The sequence below is a fragment of the Luteibacter sp. NPDC031894 genome, assembly GCF_050273135.1.
In the GTDB taxonomy this organism is placed as follows: Bacteria; Pseudomonadota; Gammaproteobacteria; order Xanthomonadales; family Rhodanobacteraceae; genus Luteibacter.
The window spans coordinates 343,938-360,357 of the sequence record NZ_JBNNMV010000003.1; the positions used below are offsets into that span (position 1 = coordinate 343,938).

At 66.2% G+C, this 16,420-nt stretch carries 16 protein-coding genes; 12 read left to right on the forward strand and 4 right to left on the reverse strand.

Annotated elements, in window-relative coordinates; translation table 11 throughout:
- Nucleotides 1-32 precede the first annotated feature (32 nt).
- The 8 genes from ACQKIE_RS11520 to ACQKIE_RS11555 all read left to right on the forward strand — a co-directional run bounded on the left by ACQKIE_RS11520 (nucleotide 33) and on the right by ACQKIE_RS11555 (nucleotide 9,318).
- Nucleotides 33-1,337 (forward strand): ABC transporter permease, encoded by a 1,305-nt coding sequence (locus tag ACQKIE_RS11520; RefSeq protein WP_427459132.1) that lies wholly within the window; start codon nucleotides 33-35, stop codon nucleotides 1,335-1,337.
- 7 nt (nucleotides 1,338-1,344) lie between these two features.
- Nucleotides 1,345-2,556, forward strand: coding sequence for an ABC transporter permease (locus ACQKIE_RS11525; protein WP_427459360.1), 1,212 nt, complete (start codon nucleotides 1,345-1,347; stop codon nucleotides 2,554-2,556).
- A gap of 75 nt (nucleotides 2,557-2,631) precedes the next feature.
- Nucleotides 2,632-3,966: a sigma-54-dependent transcriptional regulator gene (locus ACQKIE_RS11530; RefSeq protein ID WP_427459134.1), complete on the forward strand. Its 1,335-nt coding sequence runs from the start codon at nucleotides 2,632-2,634 to the stop codon at nucleotides 3,964-3,966.
- Between the two features lie 13 nt (nucleotides 3,967-3,979).
- The gene (locus ACQKIE_RS11535) at nucleotides 3,980-5,371 is read left to right on the forward strand and encodes a sensor histidine kinase (protein WP_427459136.1); all 1,392 of its coding nucleotides are present in this window, start codon (nucleotides 3,980-3,982) and stop codon (nucleotides 5,369-5,371) included.
- A 50-nt stretch (nucleotides 5,372-5,421) separates the two neighbouring features.
- The gene (locus ACQKIE_RS11540) at nucleotides 5,422-6,384 is read left to right on the forward strand and encodes an SPFH domain-containing protein (RefSeq protein WP_427459138.1); all 963 of its coding nucleotides are present in this window, start codon (nucleotides 5,422-5,424) and stop codon (nucleotides 6,382-6,384) included.
- A 4-nt stretch (nucleotides 6,385-6,388) separates the two neighbouring features.
- On the forward strand, nucleotides 6,389-6,841 hold the full coding sequence (locus tag ACQKIE_RS11545) for an NfeD family protein (RefSeq protein ID WP_427459140.1): 453 nt from the start codon (nucleotides 6,389-6,391) through the stop codon (nucleotides 6,839-6,841).
- Nucleotides 6,834-8,117, forward strand: a complete 1,284-nt coding sequence (locus ACQKIE_RS11550) for a threonine/serine ThrE exporter family protein (protein ID WP_427459142.1) — start codon at nucleotides 6,834-6,836, stop codon at nucleotides 8,115-8,117. The genes ACQKIE_RS11545 and ACQKIE_RS11550 overlap by 8 nt, the downstream gene beginning before the upstream one ends.
- A 64-nt stretch (nucleotides 8,118-8,181) precedes the next feature.
- Nucleotides 8,182-9,318, forward strand: a complete 1,137-nt coding sequence (locus ACQKIE_RS11555) for a DUF6624 domain-containing protein (protein WP_427459144.1) — start codon at nucleotides 8,182-8,184, stop codon at nucleotides 9,316-9,318.
- A 282-nt stretch (nucleotides 9,319-9,600) separates the two neighbouring features.
- Here ACQKIE_RS11555 and ACQKIE_RS11560 read toward each other — a convergent pair whose 3' ends face one another.
- The 3 genes from ACQKIE_RS11560 to ACQKIE_RS11570 all read right to left on the reverse strand — a co-directional run bounded on the left by ACQKIE_RS11560 (nucleotide 9,601) and on the right by ACQKIE_RS11570 (nucleotide 12,314).
- Nucleotides 9,601-9,924, reverse strand: a complete 324-nt coding sequence (locus tag ACQKIE_RS11560; protein WP_427459146.1) for an H-NS family nucleoid-associated regulatory protein — start codon at nucleotides 9,922-9,924, stop codon at nucleotides 9,601-9,603.
- A gap of 206 nt (nucleotides 9,925-10,130) precedes the next feature.
- The gene (locus tag ACQKIE_RS11565) at nucleotides 10,131-11,828 is read right to left on the reverse strand and encodes a proline--tRNA ligase (RefSeq protein WP_427459148.1); all 1,698 of its coding nucleotides are present in this window, start codon (nucleotides 11,826-11,828) and stop codon (nucleotides 10,131-10,133) included.
- Between the two features lie 69 nt (nucleotides 11,829-11,897).
- Nucleotides 11,898-12,314 (reverse strand): DUF4124 domain-containing protein, encoded by a 417-nt coding sequence (locus ACQKIE_RS11570; RefSeq protein WP_427459150.1) that lies wholly within the window; start codon nucleotides 12,312-12,314, stop codon nucleotides 11,898-11,900.
- Nucleotides 12,315-12,465: 151 nt separating this feature from the next.
- On the opposite strand from ACQKIE_RS11570, the gene pssA reads away from it, so the two are divergent.
- Genes pssA through rimI form a run of 3 tightly spaced genes read left to right on the forward strand, consistent with a single transcriptional unit; the run spans nucleotide 12,466 to nucleotide 14,196 of the window.
- A complete protein-coding gene (gene pssA / locus ACQKIE_RS11575; protein WP_427459152.1) occupies nucleotides 12,466-13,248 on the forward strand; it encodes a CDP-diacylglycerol--serine O-phosphatidyltransferase in 783 nt (260 codons plus the stop codon).
- 5 nt (nucleotides 13,249-13,253) lie between these two features.
- Nucleotides 13,254-13,718, forward strand: a complete 465-nt coding sequence (locus ACQKIE_RS11580; RefSeq protein WP_427459154.1) for a hypothetical protein — start codon at nucleotides 13,254-13,256, stop codon at nucleotides 13,716-13,718.
- 4 nt (nucleotides 13,719-13,722) lie between these two features.
- Nucleotides 13,723-14,196 (forward strand): ribosomal protein S18-alanine N-acetyltransferase, encoded by a 474-nt coding sequence (rimI, locus tag ACQKIE_RS11585; RefSeq protein WP_427459156.1) that lies wholly within the window; start codon nucleotides 13,723-13,725, stop codon nucleotides 14,194-14,196.
- A 37-nt stretch (nucleotides 14,197-14,233) separates the two neighbouring features.
- Here rimI and ACQKIE_RS11590 read toward each other — a convergent pair whose 3' ends face one another.
- Nucleotides 14,234-15,130 (reverse strand): LysR family transcriptional regulator, encoded by an 897-nt coding sequence (locus ACQKIE_RS11590; RefSeq protein WP_427459158.1) that lies wholly within the window; start codon nucleotides 15,128-15,130, stop codon nucleotides 14,234-14,236.
- A 111-nt stretch (nucleotides 15,131-15,241) separates the two neighbouring features.
- Here ACQKIE_RS11590 and ACQKIE_RS11595 point away from each other — a divergent pair, with 111 nt between their 5' ends.
- A complete protein-coding gene (locus tag ACQKIE_RS11595; protein WP_427459160.1) occupies nucleotides 15,242-16,417 on the forward strand; it encodes an alkene reductase in 1,176 nt (391 codons plus the stop codon).
- Nucleotides 16,418-16,420: the final 3 nt, after the last annotated feature.

Genomic DNA, 16,420 nt, shown 5'->3' on the forward strand with positions numbered 1-16,420 from the left:
CCGTCGCAGTAGAAGCAGTAAAGGAACGTCGCATGTTCGGGTATTACGTGGAACTCGCCCTGCGCAGCCTCCGGCGCAGCAGGGCGCTCACGGCGCTGATGATCCTCGCCGTGGCCCTCGGGATCGGGGCGAGCATCACCACGCTGACGGTGTTGCACGTGCTGTCGGGCGACCCGCTTCCGGGACGCAGCGGGTCGATCTTCATGCCGAGGCTGGATCCTCGCGACAAGGAAGGCTACGACCCCACGGACGAACTGCCGGCCCAGGTGACCTGGACCGACGGCAACAACCTCCTCCACGCCGCGAGGGGGCGGCGGCAGGCCTTGATGACGGCCGGTGCCACGCCGGTGCAGTCGGACGATCTCGCGATCGATCCGTTCATCGTGCCCGCGCGCTACACGACGACCGGTTTCTTTCCCATGTTCAACGTCCCGTTCCGCTACGGCCAGCCGTGGAGCGCCGCGGACGACGAGGCGCGTGCGCGCGTCGCGGTGATCGGGGCGGGCCTGAACGACCGGCTGTTCCATGGACAGAACAGCGTGGGGCGGACCCTGCATGCCGATGGCGTGGACCTGCGCATCGTCGGCGTGATCGACCCGTGGCGTGCCGTGCCGCACTTCTACGACTTGAACACCGGCAACTACAGCGTGGGCGAGGAAATCTTCGTGCCGCTGGGTACGGCGCGCACGGCGAAGTTGAAGCGCAACGGCGGCATCGAGTGCTGGGGCAACAAGTCCTCCGACGAGGATGGCATGGAGACGGCTAACTGCGCGTGGCTGCAGTTCTGGGTGCAACTGGACGACGCGGCGGCCGTCGCTTCCTACCGCCGGTTCCTCGATGGGTATGCGCGTGAGCAGGTGGCGCTCGGCCGTTTCGAGCGGCCGGTGCGGACCGCGCTGCCCGACGTGATGCAATACCTCGACGAGAAGCGCGTCGTGCCCAGCGACGTGCGCCTCCAGGTCTGGCTCGCATTCGGGTTCTTCGTGGTCTGCCTCGTCAATACCGTCGGCCTCATGCTGGCGAAATTCATGCGGCGTGCCGGAGAAGTGGGTGTGCGACGCGCGCTCGGCGCGTCGCGACGAAGCGTCTTCGCGCAACTCCTCACGGAGGCGGCCGTCATCGGCGTGGCAGGAGGTCTCGGCGGACTCGGCATCGCCATGATCGGCCTGGCGATGGTCCGCCTGCAGCCGGGGGCGCTGGCGCAGCTGGCGCACCTGGATACGACCATGCTCGCCACCACCTTCGTCATCTCGATCGTCGCCACGCTGGTGGCGGGACTGATTCCCGCCTGGCGGACCTGCCGCATCGCGCCGGCGCTGCAATTGAAGAGCCAGTGACATGCTGATCGACGTCCTACCCATCGTCTCGACGCTACGCCGTCACCGCCTCACGGCTACGCTGCTCGTGCTGCAGATCGCCCTGACCTGCGCGATCGTCTGCAACGCCACATTTCTTATTAGCGACCGCCTGGGCTGGATGTTCACGCCCAGCGGCATCGCCGAAGACCAGCTCATGCGGATCACGGTGTCCGACATCGGCCCGCGCCGCGACATCCATGCGCGCGCCGAAGCCGACCTCGCCGCCATCCGCAACGTCGCGGGCGTCGAGGCCGTGACGATCGGCAACTCCTTGCCGTTCGGTGGTAACGCCTGGAGCGCCGGCATAAAGCGGGACATGTCACAGCAATCGCCGAGCCTGAACGTGGCGACGTACTACGGGCAATCACTCGTTGAAACGCTGGGGAGCCGGGTCGTGGCCGGCCGTTCCATCCGCCCGGACGAATACGTCTGGGTCGACGACCTCGTCGCGGGGAAAGCCACCAGCAGCCACGTGGGGATGCTGACCAGCGACCTGGCGCGACGCCTGTTCCCCGACCGCTCGGCGGTGGGGCAGGAGGTGGTGATCGGCGGCGAGCCGGTACGGGTCGTGGGCGTCCTCGACCGCTTGCCCGCCGCGCAGGTCGAGGCGCGCGAGGACGTGAACAACACGGTCGTCATGCCCTGGCGGATGTTGCCCGCCTATGGCGGCGGGTACTTCGTCCGCGCGAGGGAGGGCGAGGCGGGTCGCGTGCTGAAGGGCGCCGTCGCCGCCTTGAAGGCCGTGGATCCACGGCGGGTGATCGTCGAGGCGCGACTGTATCCGGAGATTCGAGACCGGTACTTCGCCACCGATCGTGCGATGGCGGTGCTCCTGTCCGCGGTATCCGTCGCCCTGCTGATCGTGACGGCGTTGGGCATCGTGGGGCTCGCGAGCTTCTGGGTGGCTCAGCGCCGCCGCCAGATCGGCGTGCGCCGGGCGCTAGGCGCCTCCCGTACCGCGATCCTGCGCTATTTCCAGACCGAGAATTTCCTGCTCGCCAGCATGGGCATCGTCCTTGGCATGGCGCTGGCCTACGGCATCAATGCGCTGCTGATGCGGCACTACGAACTGCCGCGCCTGCCGCTGGTGTACCTGCCGGTCGGCGCGGTCCTCCTCTGGCTCCTGGGGCAGGTGGCCGTCCTGGCGCCGGCCCTGCGCGCGGCGTCGGTGCCCCCTGTGGTGGCGACCCGCGGCTAGAATGGAAAAATGTGCCGGCGGGGAGGCAACCTTTTCGCCGGGGGAGGCATCCATGGCTGCATGCGAAGAGACCAGATGCGCTGCGTACTGATCATCGACGACAACCCCGCGGTGGGCGAGGCCCTCTCGCTTGCCCTCAGCCTGCGTGACATCCGGCCGCTTGTCGCGTTCACGCCCGAGGACGGCTTGGCTGTCCTCGCGCGCGAGCGCGTGGACGTCGTCATCCAGGACATGAACTTCACGGCCGACACCACCTCGGGCGAGGAGGGCGCCGCCCTCTTCAAGGCGATTCGTGCCCGCCACTCCGACCTGCCGGTGATCCTGCTGACGGCCTGGACGCACCTGGAAGCCGCCGTGGAGCTGGTGAAAGCCGGCGCCGCCGATTACCTCGGCAAGCCGTGGGACGACACCAAGCTGCTCGCGACGGTGGAAAACCTCCTCGAGCTGTCCGAATCCACGCGTGAAGTGACCCGGGCCCGGGTCGAGCGGCGTCGCCGTCGCGAGGCCCTCGAGAGCCGCTACGAACTCGACGGCCTGGTCTTCGCCTCGGAAGCCATGAGCCGGACGATCGAACTGGCCTGCCAGGTCGCGCGATCCGACGTGCCGGTGCTCATCACCGGCCCGAACGGCGCGGGTAAGGAACGCATCGCCGCCATCGTCCACGCGAACTCCGCGGTGCGCCGCGGGCCGTTCGTAGCGGTGAATTGCGGCGCGTTGCCCGGTGAACTGATCGAAGCGGAGCTGTTCGGCGCGGAGGCGGGCGCGTACACCGGCGCGAACAAGGCGCGTGAGGGCCGATTCGAGATGGCCGACGGCGGCACGCTGTTCCTCGACGAGATCGGCAACCTTCCGCTGCCTGGGCAGATGAAATTGCTGCGCGTGCTGGAAACCGGGCAGTTCGAACGGCTCGGTTCCGGTCGCACGCGGCACGCCAAGGTGCGCGTCGTCAGCGCCACGAATGCCGATCTCAAGGCGATGATCGCCGCAGGCACCTTCCGCGAAGACCTCTACTACCGCCTCAACGTGATCGACGTGAACCTGCCGCCCTTGTCGGAGCGTTGCGACGACATCCTGCCGCTGGCCGAGTTCTTCCTGGACGGGAAGGCGTCGCTCACGGAAGACGCGCGCGAAGCCTTGCTGGCGCACTCATGGCCGGGCAACGTGCGCGAGCTGAAGAACGCCATCGCGCGCGCAGCGCTGCTGGCAGCCGACGGACGGATCGAACCGTCCCACCTCAACCTGCCGCCGCCCACGCCGAACGTGGCGCGGAACCTGGACGAGCCGAGCCGGGAATCGGTGGAGGCCGCGCTGGCCTCGGCCGGCGGCGTGGTCAGTCGCGCGGCGAGCAACCTGGGCCTTTCACGACAGGCGCTGTACCGGCGCATGGAGCGCTACGGGCTGGCGGTCTGATACGTTCGCCACCATGAAGACCCTTTCGCTCGAAGGACGGATGACGCTGGTGGTCGCCGGATCCGCCATCGTCGGGGCGCTGGTGTTCGCCGGCGTTTCCGTCTGGCCGTTCCCGCAGTTGCTGGCGTGGATGCGCACCGTGCCGGACAAGGCAAGCAAGCTGCCGCCGGCGCCGGCGATCGAAAGCTTCGACGGCGGCACGGCCCTCGTCATCTGCCTGCTCGTGCTCCTGCCGCTGTCGGCATGGATCGCCCACGCGCTGGTGGAACCGCTGCGCCGGCTCATGCGCGCGCTCGAAAGCGCCGTGGCCAGCTACCGTGACGGCGACTTCAGCATGTCCATCGGCACGTCCCGCCGCGATGAACTGGGCGATCTGATCCGCATGCACAACGCGCTGGGCCAGACCTTGCGCGACCAGCGCCAGCACCTCGCCCAGCGCGAGCTCCTTCTCGATACTGTCGTACAGAACACGCCGGTGGCCCTGGTGCTGACCGATGCGTCGGGCAAGATCACCTACGCCAACATCGCCGCGCGCCACCTGTTCAACGAAGGTCGCGCACTGGCGGGGTTGGACTTCACTGAGGTCCTCGCCGACATGCCGGAAAACCTCCGGGAGGCGGCGAAGGGCGGTGAAGATGCGCTCTTCTCGGTGGAAATGGAGGGCAGCGAGGAAACCTTCCATCTGTCCCAGCGCGGTTTCCGCCTGCAAGGCCGGCCACATCGCCTCCAGCTCTATCGGCGTATGACGCGCGAACTCTCACGGCAGGAAGTGCATACCTGGAAGCGGGTGATCCGGGTCATCAGCCACGAGCTCAACAATTCGCTGGCGCCCATCTCGTCGCTGTCCCACTCGGGCGCGGAGCTGGCCCGACGCGGGGACCTGGCCCGCCTTCCGGGAGTGTTCGCCTCGATCGGCGACCGGGCGAAGCACCTGCACAGCTTCATTGCCGGATACGCCAGCTTTGCCAAGCTGCCCACGCCGCAGTCCAGGGAAGTGGATTGGGAGACCTTCCTCGAGGCGTTGGCCTTGCACGCGCAGTTCCGCCTCGCCGCGCCGGTGCCCAAGCATCACGGCTGGTTCGATCCGACCCAGGTGGAACAGGTGCTGATCAACCTGATCAAGAACGCGCACGAGGCCGGCGGCGATCCGGGGGAAGTATGCCTCGCCGTGCACCACGTCGGCCGCGACATGCTTATCGAGGTAGCGGACCGTGGGCCCGGCATGAGCGAGGTCGTGCTGGCCCAGGCGCTGCTGCCGTTCTATTCCACCAAGCGCTCCGGCACGGGGCTCGGACTGGCCCTCGCGCGCGAGATTTCCGAGGCGCACGGCGGGCGCATCGCCCTGGCCAACCGCGACGGCGGCGGCCTGCGCGTCACCCTGGTCCTGCCTGTCGGTCTGCACTGAGGCGCTTCGCCTATACTCCTGCTTACATATCGGGAGAGGGGAGTCAGGCCATGGGAAGTATCGTTGCGCTGGTCGTCGTGGTGGTGGCCGTCATCGTGCTGGCCAAGCTCATCCGCATCGTGCCGCAGGGCTACGAGTGGACGGTGGAGATGTTCGGCAAGTACACGGGCACGCTGGCGCCCGGCCTGCATTTCCTCATTCCGTTCGTCTATGCGATCGGCCGCAAGATGAACATGATGGAACAGGTGCTCGACGTCCCCTCGCAAGACGTCATCACCAAGGACAACGCCGTGGTCCGTGTCGACGGCGTGGTGTTCTACCAGGTGCTGGATGCCGCGAAGGCGGCCTATGAAGTGGCGAACCTCGAAGGCGCGGCGCTCGCCCTCATCATGACCAACATCCGCACCGTGCTGGGCTCCATGGACCTCGACGAGAGCCTGAGCCAGCGCGATGCCATCAATGCGAAGCTGCTGGGCGTGATCGACGAGGCCACGCACCCCTGGGGCGTCAAGGTCACCCGCATCGAGATCAAGGACATCTCACCGCCGCGCGATCTCGTCGACGCGATGGCCAGGCAGATGAAGGCCGAGCGCGAGAAGCGCGCGAACATCCTCGACGCGGAAGGTTTCCGGCAGGCGGCCATCCTCAAGGCCGACGGCGAGAAACAGTCCGCCATCCTCCAGGCGGAAGGCAAAAAGGAAGCCGCCTTCCGCGAAGCCGAGGCGCGCGAGCGCCTCGCCGAGGCCGAAGCCAAGGCCACGACGATGGTCTCGCAGGCGATCGCCGGCGGCGACGTCAACGCGCTGAACTACTTCGTCGCCAACAACTACGTGGAGGCGCTGAAGGAGATGGCGAAGTCGCCGAACCAGAAGACGTTGCTCCTGCCCATGGAGGCCACGGGCATCCTCGGCTCGCTCGCCGGCATCGCGGAACTGGCGAAGGAGTCGCTGGCATCCCAGCAGCAGCGCGGCCCGGACACCACGGCCGTACGTAACCCGCCTCTGCCGCGCTGACGCCATGGAACAGGTCGCCACGCACTATCTCTGGTGGATCGTCGCGCTGCTCCTCATCGGCGGCGAGGTGATCCTTCCCGGTTACTTCATGCTCTGGATCGGCATCGCCGCGGCCGCCATGGGCGTCGTCCTGCTGATCGTGCCCGACATGGGCGCTCTGGCACAGGCCATCGTTTTCGCGGCCTTCGCCTTCGTTTCCTGCTTCGCGTACTGGAAACTGGTGCGTCCGAGGCTGGACCGCGTGCCCGCCGGTAACGAGCGCCTCAACCGTCGCGGCGAGCAGCTCGTCGGCCAGCGCTACGTGCTGTGCGAGGCCATCGTCAATGGCCGTGGCAAAGCGAAGGTCGGCGACGGCACCTGGCTGGTCAACGGACCGGACCTTCCCCTGGGCGCGGCCGTGGAGGTCGTGGGCATCGACGGCACGACCCTGCGCGTGAAGGCGGTGGACGTTGGCTGAAGCCGCGCCGTTGGCGGTACCGGTGAGCTTCGCCACCACGGCGATCAACACCCGCATCGCCTTCCTGACCGAGCTGGCACGCCGGCTCCATCAGTACGGCACCACGGCACCTCGCCTCGAAACGGCCATTGGCCGTTCGGCACAGCGACTCGGTTTGTCGGCGGAAGTCTGGTCCAGCCCCACGGCGATCATCGTCTCCTTCGCCGATCTGGGCCAGGGCGAGGAGAGCGTCGCCCAGGTCACCCAGGTAATGCGCCTGCCACCGGGCGACGTGAACCTCGCACGTCTGTGCGAAGCCGATCGCATCGCCGATGCCGTGATCGATGGCGAGATGGAATTGCGCGAGGGTTTCCACCTCCTGCGCAAGCTGGGAGCACCGGATACCTTTCGCGCACAGCTCGGCGTCATCGCCAGCTACGGACTCTGCGCGGCCAGCGTCGTGGCATTGCTGCTGCATAGCGCGTGGCCCGACCTCGTCACGGCCGGTGTCATCGGCGTGATCATCGGCGTCATCACCGTCGCCTCCGCCAGCCGCCCGCGGCTCGGCGCGGCGAGCGACGCCATCAGCGCCATGGTGGCGACCGCTATCGCCACCATCGTCAGCGCGTACGTCGTGCCGCTGGCGGTGAAGTCCGTGATCCTCGGCAGCCTTATCGTGCTGCTGCCGGGCATGGCGCTTACGACCGCCGTTCGCGAGATCTCCAGCCAGCACCTCGTCGCCGGCGTGGCGCGCATGGGTGGGGCAGTGGCGACCTTGCTCAAGCTCACCTTCGGCACCGTCGCCGCCAGCCAGCTGTGCGAAGCGTTCGGCATCGTGCCGCGCAATTACGCCTTGCCGCCGCTGCCGGCCTGGGCGGACTGGCCCTCGCTGATCCTCGGTGCCTTTTCCTTCGCCATCCTCTTCCGCGCCGCGCGAAGTACGTGGCTCGTGGTGATGGCATCGGTGATCATTGGCTACCTCGCCACCGCATGGGGCGGCAGCATCTCAGGCTCCTTACCTGGCGCACCCTTCGGCGTGTTCGTCGGAGGCCTGCTGCTCGGCTCGCTCAGCAACGTGTACGCGCGCTACGCGCACATGCCCGGCGCCGTGGTGCGGGAGCCGGGGATCATCCTGCTGGTGCCCGGCTCGGTAAGCTTCCGCAGCGTGTCGTACCTGCTCGACCGGGACGCGTCGCTCGGCATGGACACCGGGCTGCTAGGTATCACCTTGCTGGTGTCGCTAGTGGCCGGCCTGCTGTTCGGGGACCTGATCGTGGCGCCGCGCCGGTCGTTGTGAGCGCTTGACAAGTTTTCGTCACCGATTCACTGTCGCGACAGCATTCGCTTCCGGCAGGAATCTCATGCGAAGCAGCTTATGGATAGCGACGGTCGTGGGTGTATTCGCTTGTGGCACGGCCACGGTCCTGGCGCAGTCGCAACCGCACTACGACATCAGGGTGAACAGCGCCGGCCACTTTGATCAAAAGCTGCACGACTCGCTGGTCCGCCAGCGAGCGGCCGCGGACGGCTCGCTCGATACGAAGCAACTGGCGGCATTCCGCGACCTCATGTTGCAAGGCGGTTGGCCCACGGTGACAGCGGCGGGCAGGGACGGCGTGGATGCAGCCGGCGACCTGGCTCGTTTCGCGACGGCGGACTATCCGCTGCAGGTGGCTTTAAAGCAGATCATCGGCAATCGGATAAGCGTCGATATCGATGGTCTGGCGTTTGCGCGCTTAGATGACGACATCGAGGCCGCTCACGGCGGACACCAGCCATTCGGCACGCTGTTGAAGCTCGACGGCGGCAGAGTGGTGCCGTGGCCCCCTACGCCGGAATTGGAAGCCAATAGGGCCAGGGACTTCACTGGCTTGCCATTGCTGCAGGACTACCTCAAGGCGGTTCAGGCGCGTGTCGATGCCGGCCAGTCGCTGGACAGCGCAAACGCCATTCCTCGGCTTTCCGCTCCCGCGAGGGAATTGTCGAACCTTCCGCTTCGGAAACAACTGTCCGACATGGCCGCTGCCGACCAGGCGGCAAGGAGCGACTATTTCAAAGCCGCGATGAAACCGGATTCGCCATCCTGGAAAAAGATCCAGGACGTCGACCGCCATAACCTGGAGGCGTTGAAGGCCATCTTCGCGAAGTACGGTTTTCCGACGGTTGCGATGGTAGGCAGGAGCGGCGTCACAGCGACTTTCTTGCTCGCGCAGCATGCCGATGCGGATCGCGAATTCCAGAAACATGCGCTGGAGCTGGCCAAATCCCTATTGGAGCGTGGCGAACTTCCTCGTTCGCTATACGCCATGCTCGTCGACCGGGTGAGACTCGCGGATGGCAAGCCCCAGCTCTATGGGACTCAGGTGAAGGCTATGGACGGAAAGGTCGAAATGTTGCCTGTAGAGGATCCTGGCAATCTGGACGTCCGCCGCAGATCCATGGCGTTGGAACCAGAAGCGGAATACCGGGGCGAGTTTCACATGCCGACCAGCCACTAGCGCAACCGGCAGCGACGGATGGAAAAGCGTTGGCTCCCGCCATCGCACTGATCAAAGGGCGTGACGCCCATCACCGAGAGCTGCCGCTAACCGTGCCGTTTCCGGCGCCGACAGGGAAGGACAATCCGGGATCACCAACCTGCATGGTTCACATTTTCGGCGAGTGGTATCCCTGGTATGTCCAGGAAAACCTCCCGCCGGCTTTGGTGTCGAAGGCGCGATCGCGGCCTCACTCGGAGTCTTCGAAAACCCCGGCTTTCGCCGGGGTGGTAGGCCTACTGCTCAGGCGAGCAGGTCTTTCTCTTTCTTTCCGGCCTTCAATGCATCGTTGAACCAATTCGGGCGCTTGCCGCGACCGGACCAGGTCTGCTCGGCATTGGCGGGATTGCGGTATTTGGCGGCGACGGGAGCGGCTGTGCGGCGGCTCTTCGGTGCGCGTGTTCCAAAGACGTCGTCGAAGGTGAATCCTTCGGCCTTGATCAGCGCATTGACCTTTTCACGAAGCTTCGCGACCTTTTCCTTGCGCAGTTCGTTCTGCCGGACCTGCGCCTTGGCGATCAGCTCGTTCAGCTGGGTGTGGTTGAGGTTCTTTATATCGACGGCCATTGGCATCTCCGGTCACTTTCAATATGGATCGTGGTGTCGATCCAGGGCGCGCATTAAGACGCGTGCGAATGGCGATTGTGACCCAATCCGCGAATGGATGTCAGCCCGCCGCAGGATTACCTGTTAATCCCGACGTAGTTATCAGGTTAATCGGACAAGGCATTGCGCTAATGACGGCATCAGCGCAATGCCCACCATGCATCGAATCAACCTAGCAGGGCGAAAAGTTCATCGCGGGTGACGTTGCGGGCTTCGGCGTCGGTGCGGCCGCGGTACTCGAACGTACCGGCCTCGAGGCCGCGGCCGCTGACCACCACGCGGTGCGGAATGCCGATCAGTTCCATGTCCGCGAACATCGGTCCGGGACGAAGGCCGCGGTCGTCCAGCACGGTGTCGATGCCGGCTTGCGAAAGCGCTTGGTAAAGCGATTCCGCGGCCTCGGCCACGACAGCGTCGTTCTTCGGATTGATGACGCACACGGCCACGCGCCACGGCGCCATGGCTTCGGGCCAGATGATCCCGGAAGCATCGTGGCGCTGTTCGATGGCGGCCGCGACGATGCGGCTGACACCGATGCCGTAGCAGCCCATGTACATCGTGCGCATCTTGCCCTGGTCGTCGAGCACGCCCGCGCCCATGGCTTCGGCATACTTCTGGCCGAGCTGGAAGATGTGGCCGACTTCGATGCCGCGACCCAGACGGATGGTGCCCTTACCGTCGGGCGACGCATCGCCGTCCACCACCTTGCGGATGTCCGCAATGCGGGAGATGCGTGCGTCGCGCTGCCAGTTCGCGCCGGTGTAATGCGTGCCGTCCTGGTTGCCGCCGCAGACGAAGTCGGCGAGCACGGCGGCGCTGCGGTCGACGATCACCGGGATCGATTCGGGCAGGCCGACAGGGCCGATGAAACCGGGGCGCGTGCCGGTGGCGGCGACGATGTCCGTCTCGCTGGCCAGTTCGGACTCGTCAGGCATTTCAGGGAGGTGCACGACCTTCACCTCGTTGATCTCGTGATCGCCGCGCAGGCAGAGGGCCACGAGGCCTTCGTGGCCACGGACAAGGATCGTTTTCACCACCTGCGAGGCGGGCACACCGAGGAACGCGCTGACCTCTTCGATCGTGCGCTGGGTCGGCGTGTCGACGCGGGCGAGCGTCGCCGTGGGAGCGGGCCGCTCGCCCGCGGGCGGGAGCGCCTCGGCTTTCTCGATATTGGCCGCATAGGACGAAGCGTCGGAGAAGGCGAGGGCATCTTCGCCAGCATCCGCCAGCACCTGGAACTCATGGCTGGCGCTGCCGCCGATGGCGCCGGTGTCCGCGTCCACCGCGCGGAATGCCAGTCCGAGGCGGGTGAAGATGCGCGAATACGCGCCGTACATCACGTCGTACGTGTCCCCCAGTGACTCGGGCGTCAGGTGGAAGGAGTACGCGTCCTTCATGAGGAACTCGCGCGCGCGCATCACGCCGAAGCGGGGGCGGATCTCGTCGCGGAACTTGGTCTGGATCTGGAACACGTTGAGCGGGAGCTGCTTGTAGCTCTTCAGCTCGTTACGCGCGAAGTCGGTCACGACCTCCTCGTGCGTGGGGCCGTAGCAGTAGTCCTGCTCCTTGCGATCCTTCATCTTCAACAGCTGGCCGCCGAATTTCTCCCAGCGACCGGTTTCTTCCCACAGTTCGCGGGGCTGCACGGACGGCATGAGCATTTCGACGGCTCCCGCGCGGACCATCTCCTCGCGGACCACGTTCTCGACCTTGCGCATCACGCGCAGGCCCAGCGGCGTCCACGTGTACAGGCCGGAGGCGAGTTTGCGGATCATGCCCGCGCGCAGCATCAGCTGGTGGCTGGCGATCTCCGCGTCGGCGGGTACTTCCTTGGCGGTGGCGAGGTGGAACTTGCTGAGGCGCATCGGCGAGCGGTCCGGACGGTAAAAGCGGGATTATAGGCGGATTCCCCGGACTGCCCGACCAAGGCTGGCCTATTTGCAGTAGAGGGTCATCTGGGCTTGCGTGGTTTCGACCTGACGTTTACGGCCAGCGTCGTCGAGCGGGACCTGGCCTCCCTTGCCATCGTCGACCGACACCTGCTGCTGCTTCGTCAGGACGTCCATGTTCGACTGGAGGGTCGTGCAGAGTTTCTTGCGGTTTTCAGGGGTGTCGGACGTCGGTGCGGCGGCCGTCGCTTTCGGCGGTTCTTTCGCGGCGGGGGCCGGGGCAGCCGGTCCCGCCGGCGGGACCACGGTGCCGGTGGTCTTCACCTTGTCGTATTTCGTTCCCGCAGGCGGCGGCGAATCCGCGTAGTGCGTGACGCCCTGGGCGTCCTTCCACTTGTAGGCCTGGGCAAGCGCGAGAGGACAGGCCGCAAGGAGGACGGCGAGGGTGACGATACGACGCATGCGGGCCAACCTGCGGAAAGGAGTGTCGAGAAGAAGTATCACCGCCCACGAGCCCGTGCAAGGGACCCAGGTCGCGGTTCCGGCAAGGCCCCCCGGACTGACGCTTCACGGCGCCTAAGCTACACTGGCCGCCCATGTCACGGAATGGCCCATGAGCGATCCGATCCAAGTCCGGGCGCCGCGTCATCGCGGCATCTACCTGCTTCCCAACCTGTTCACGACGGGCGCCATGTTCGCCGGGTTTTACGCGATCGTGTCCGCCATCAACGGGCATTACGCGGTCGCGGCCCTGGCCGTCTTCGTGGCGGGCATCCTGGACGGCATGGATGGGCGAGTCGCGCGCCTGACGAATACGCAGAGCGAGTTCGGCGTCCAATACGACTCGCTCTCGGACCTGGTCAGTTTCGGCTTGGCGCCCGCGCTCGTCATGTATACGTGGGCGCTCTCGTCGCTGGCGGCCTACGGTCCGGTCTGGGGCAAGATCGGTTGGGCGGCGGCGTTCATTTACGCGGTGTGCGCGGCGCTGCGCCTCGCCCGCTTCAATACCCAGGTCGGCGTCGCCGACAAGCGTTACTTCCAGGGGCTGGCCAGTCCGGCGGCCGCGGGCCTGTGCATGTCCTTCGTCTGGACGATGGAGAAGTTCGACATCCCCGGGCCGACGGTGGCGTTCTTCGCCATGCCGCTGGCGATCATCGCCGGCCTGCTCATGGTCAGCAACGTGCGCTATTTCAGCTTTAAGGCCTGGCCGAAGGGCGACCGCGTCCCCTTCATCTGGCTGATCGCGGCCGTGCTGATCGTGGTCCTCCTGCTCGTCGATACGGCACGCGTGCTGTTCGCTGTCGCGGTGATCTATACCGTGTCCGGCCCGGTGATGACCTTGTGGGGCCGCGCCACGCGCCGTCGTCGTGCGCGCCGGGCCAAGGTGGCGGAGTAACGCCGATGGCTGCCGCGACCGACCGCCGCCAGCGCCTGCTCAGGGTCATGGGCGTCACGCCCTGGCGGCTGCGTACGGGCCCTGAGGCGCCGCCGCCGGATATGGCGCCGGCCAACGACGCGGTGGCCGCCGGTCAGGCGGCATGCGTCGTGGTGCTTCCCGCCGGCGCGAGCGAGCGCGAACTGGAACTCGTCGGACGTGCGCTCCGCGCTTATGGACCGGCCACTGGTCGTGCGCCACGACTGGAAGCGGGCGACCGTGGGCTGGGCCAGGTTCCGGTCGCCCGGGCCTACCTCGTATTCGGCGAAGCCCAGGCAAGGGCGCTCGGGCGCGACCTCCCCTCCGCGGTGATGAGCGCCGCGCAGATCGTGCTCGTGGACACGCCTGCGGAGATCCTTGCGGATCCAGCGGCAAAGCGGCGCCTTTGGAACGGATTGCGCGCCCTCGGACCCACGCTACGCGGGGTCTGAGTCGATGGTCGCCGTCGCTCGCCCCGCCACGGAAGTACGCGCCATGCGCCGCGAAGACCTCGATGCCGTCGTGGCGATCGAGCACGCGTCCTACGAGTTTCCCTGGAGCGCGGGCATCTTCCGCGATTGCCTGCAGGCCGGCCACAACTGCTGGGTGATCGTCCACGAAGGCGAGATCGCGGGCTACGGCATCCTTTCCGTCGCCGCCGGGGAGGCGCACGTGCTCAACGTCTGCATCGGCGACGCGCATCGCGGGCTCGGCTACGGCCGGCGGATGATGCGCCGCCTGCTCGACCTCGCGCGCTGGTATGGCGCCGAACGCATCTTCCTCGAAGTGCGTCCGTCCAATCCCGTGGCGAAGGCGCTGTACGACTCCCTGGGCTTCACGGAAATCGGACGCAGGCCGTCGTACTACCCGGCGCGCGGCGGGCGCGAGGATGCGATCGTGATGTCGCTGGAGATGCTGGCGGAGGGCTGAGCGGTCCCGCACCGCGCGGGTAGCGGCGAAAGCTACGTCACGATTCGTTGGCCCATCCAACCAAACCGTCGATAATCACCCTGACCTTTGCCGGCAGCGCCTTGGTGCGCGGCCATAGCACGTTGATGGGCCATTCGCCGCCGGACCGCCCGTCGAGGACGATCTGGAGCGCTCCTCGGCGAACGTCGTCCTGCACCATCCAAAACGGCAGTTGCGTCAGGCCGAGTCCAGCACGGACGGCCATCAGCACCATTTCGAAATCCTGCAGCTCATGCTTGACCGGGACAACCTGGCGGGAGGTTGAACCGTCCTGCTGCTTCATGAGCCAGGCGATGCGATTTCCCTGCCGACGGCCGGCGACACAATCATGGTCGGCGAGTTCGTCGGGGGACTGGGGGACGCCGCGCGCTACCAGATAGCTCGGAGCGGCGACGATCACCATGTGTTGGACGCCGATCTGACGCGCGTGCAGATCGGCTGAGTCGTCGAGGTTTCCGATCCGCACCGCAATATCGATATTTTCGCCGATCAGGTCGACCCGCCGATCGGTGAAGCTGACATTCAGTCCGAGTGCCGGGTAGCGCTTCGCTACATCGAGGAGCACCGGCATGATGTGCAGGCGGCCATAAGCGGTGGGCAAATCGATGCGCACCTCGCCGCCGGGCATGTTGCGGGCGAGCGTGAGGGCGGACTCGCCACGCTTGAGCTCTTCGAGCGCGGCCACGCAATGCTCGAGCCAGGCCTCGCCGGCGGGAGTCAGGGTGAGGCGGCGCGTCGTCCGATGCATCAACTTGGTGCCCAGGCGGGTCTCGAGCCGGGTCACCGCTCTACCCACCGCGGACTTGGTTATCCCGATGTCCGTCGCGGCCGCCGTGAAGCTGCCCCGCTGGGCGACCGCCACGAATTCGGCGATACCGTCGAAGTGCGCTTCCATGGGTTTTTATAGCTCTTGACGCAACAGTGAGTGGATCTTGAGGCGGCTAATCACACGAGCTAGCCGGCATTATTCTCGGTTCTAACACTAATTGCTCGCTGGAGCTATCCCATGGCATCCCTGTTTGCCCCGTTTGATCTCGGCCCAATCAAGCTCAGGAACCGCGTCGTCATGCCGCCGATGACCCGCACCCGGACGACGGAAGGCGACCTGCCGACCGATGGCGACTTACCGAACGCGATGGTCGCCACCTATTACGAGCAGCGCGCCAGTACCGGCTTGATCATCTCGGAAGCCAATGACATCGATCAGTCCAGCCACGGCTACGCGAGGATTCCCGGCATCCATTCGGAAGCGCAGATAAAGGCGTGGCGACCGGTGACCGAACGCGTCCATGCCAAGGGCGGGACGATCTTCATGCAGCTGTGGCACGTCGGCCGCCTCGCTCACTCGTCGCTGCTGCCGAACGGTCAGGCACCGGTGAGTTCCACCGATCAGCAGGCAGTCGGCTCGGAGGTGTTCGCGCATGGTCCGGACGGGCGCCTCAGGTTCATGGCGGCGGATAAGCCTCGGGCGCTCGGCACAGGTGAGGTGACCGCCATGGTGGCCACGTTCGCCAAGGCGGCTGCCAATGCGCGCAAGGCGGGCTTCGACGGAGTCGAGATCCACGCCGCCAACGGCTATCTGATCGAGCAGTTCATGAACTCGGCGCTCAACACGCGCACCGATCAGTACGGCGGCTCGACCCTTGAGAACCGTACGCGCTTCCTGATGGAGATCGTCGACGCGGTCGTCGCCGAGTTCGGACCGGGGCGCGTCGGGGTCAGGCTGTCCCCGTTCGGCAAGTACGGTTCGATGCCGAACGACCCGTTGACCGAAGAAACGTTCCTGTACGTCGTCGAGCAGCTCGGCCGCCGCGGCGCCGCTTATGTGCACCTGCTGTACGAGCTGCTGCCTGATGGAAACATGGAATCGGCCACGTTCGAAGCTCGCCACCTCGACCACGCGATGCTCGCCAAGGCACGGGCATCGTTCCCAGGCGCGTTCATCTGGTGCGGCGGGTTCGCCGACCGCGAGACCGCGCAAGCATCGCTCGACACCGGACTCGTCGACCTGATCGCCTTCGGCCGGCCGTATATTGCAAACCCCGACCTGGTCGAGCGCCTCGAAAAGGGCTGGCCGTTGGCTGTTGCCGATCGGTCGGTCTATTACACGCGAAACGGCGAGCTCGGCTTCATCGACTTCCCGACCTATGCCGAGGAAACGGCCGCGTGCAACGCGGCCTGAGTG

What these genes read in the sequence shown, in the direction of transcription:
- ACQKIE_RS11520 (WP_427459132.1), top strand. Translation starts at nt 33, where the DNA reads ATGTTCGGGTATTACGTGGAACTCGCCCTGCGCAGCCTCCGGCGCAGC.
- ACQKIE_RS11530 (WP_427459134.1), top strand. Translation starts at nt 2,632, where the DNA reads ATGCGCTGCGTACTGATCATCGACGACAACCCCGCGGTGGGCGAGGCC.
- ACQKIE_RS11535 (WP_427459136.1), top strand. Translation starts at nt 3,980, where the DNA reads ATGAAGACCCTTTCGCTCGAAGGACGGATGACGCTGGTGGTCGCCGGA.
- ACQKIE_RS11540 (WP_427459138.1), top strand. Translation starts at nt 5,422, where the DNA reads ATGGGAAGTATCGTTGCGCTGGTCGTCGTGGTGGTGGCCGTCATCGTG.
- ACQKIE_RS11545 (WP_427459140.1), top strand. Translation starts at nt 6,389, where the DNA reads ATGGAACAGGTCGCCACGCACTATCTCTGGTGGATCGTCGCGCTGCTC.
- ACQKIE_RS11555 (WP_427459144.1), top strand. Translation starts at nt 8,182, where the DNA reads ATGCGAAGCAGCTTATGGATAGCGACGGTCGTGGGTGTATTCGCTTGT.
- ACQKIE_RS11560 (WP_427459146.1), bottom strand. Translation starts at nt 9,924, where the DNA reads ATGGCCGTCGATATAAAGAACCTCAACCACACCCAGCTGAACGAGCTG.
- ACQKIE_RS11565 (WP_427459148.1), bottom strand. Translation starts at nt 11,828, where the DNA reads ATGCGCCTCAGCAAGTTCCACCTCGCCACCGCCAAGGAAGTACCCGCC.
- ACQKIE_RS11570 (WP_427459150.1), bottom strand. Translation starts at nt 12,314, where the DNA reads ATGCGTCGTATCGTCACCCTCGCCGTCCTCCTTGCGGCCTGTCCTCTC.
- pssA (WP_427459152.1), top strand. Translation starts at nt 12,466, where the DNA reads ATGAGCGATCCGATCCAAGTCCGGGCGCCGCGTCATCGCGGCATCTAC.
- ACQKIE_RS11580 (WP_427459154.1), top strand. Translation starts at nt 13,254, where the DNA reads ATGGCTGCCGCGACCGACCGCCGCCAGCGCCTGCTCAGGGTCATGGGC.
- rimI (WP_427459156.1), top strand. Translation starts at nt 13,723, where the DNA reads ATGGTCGCCGTCGCTCGCCCCGCCACGGAAGTACGCGCCATGCGCCGC.
- ACQKIE_RS11590 (WP_427459158.1), bottom strand. Translation starts at nt 15,130, where the DNA reads ATGGAAGCGCACTTCGACGGTATCGCCGAATTCGTGGCGGTCGCCCAG.
- ACQKIE_RS11595 (WP_427459160.1), top strand. Translation starts at nt 15,242, where the DNA reads ATGGCATCCCTGTTTGCCCCGTTTGATCTCGGCCCAATCAAGCTCAGG.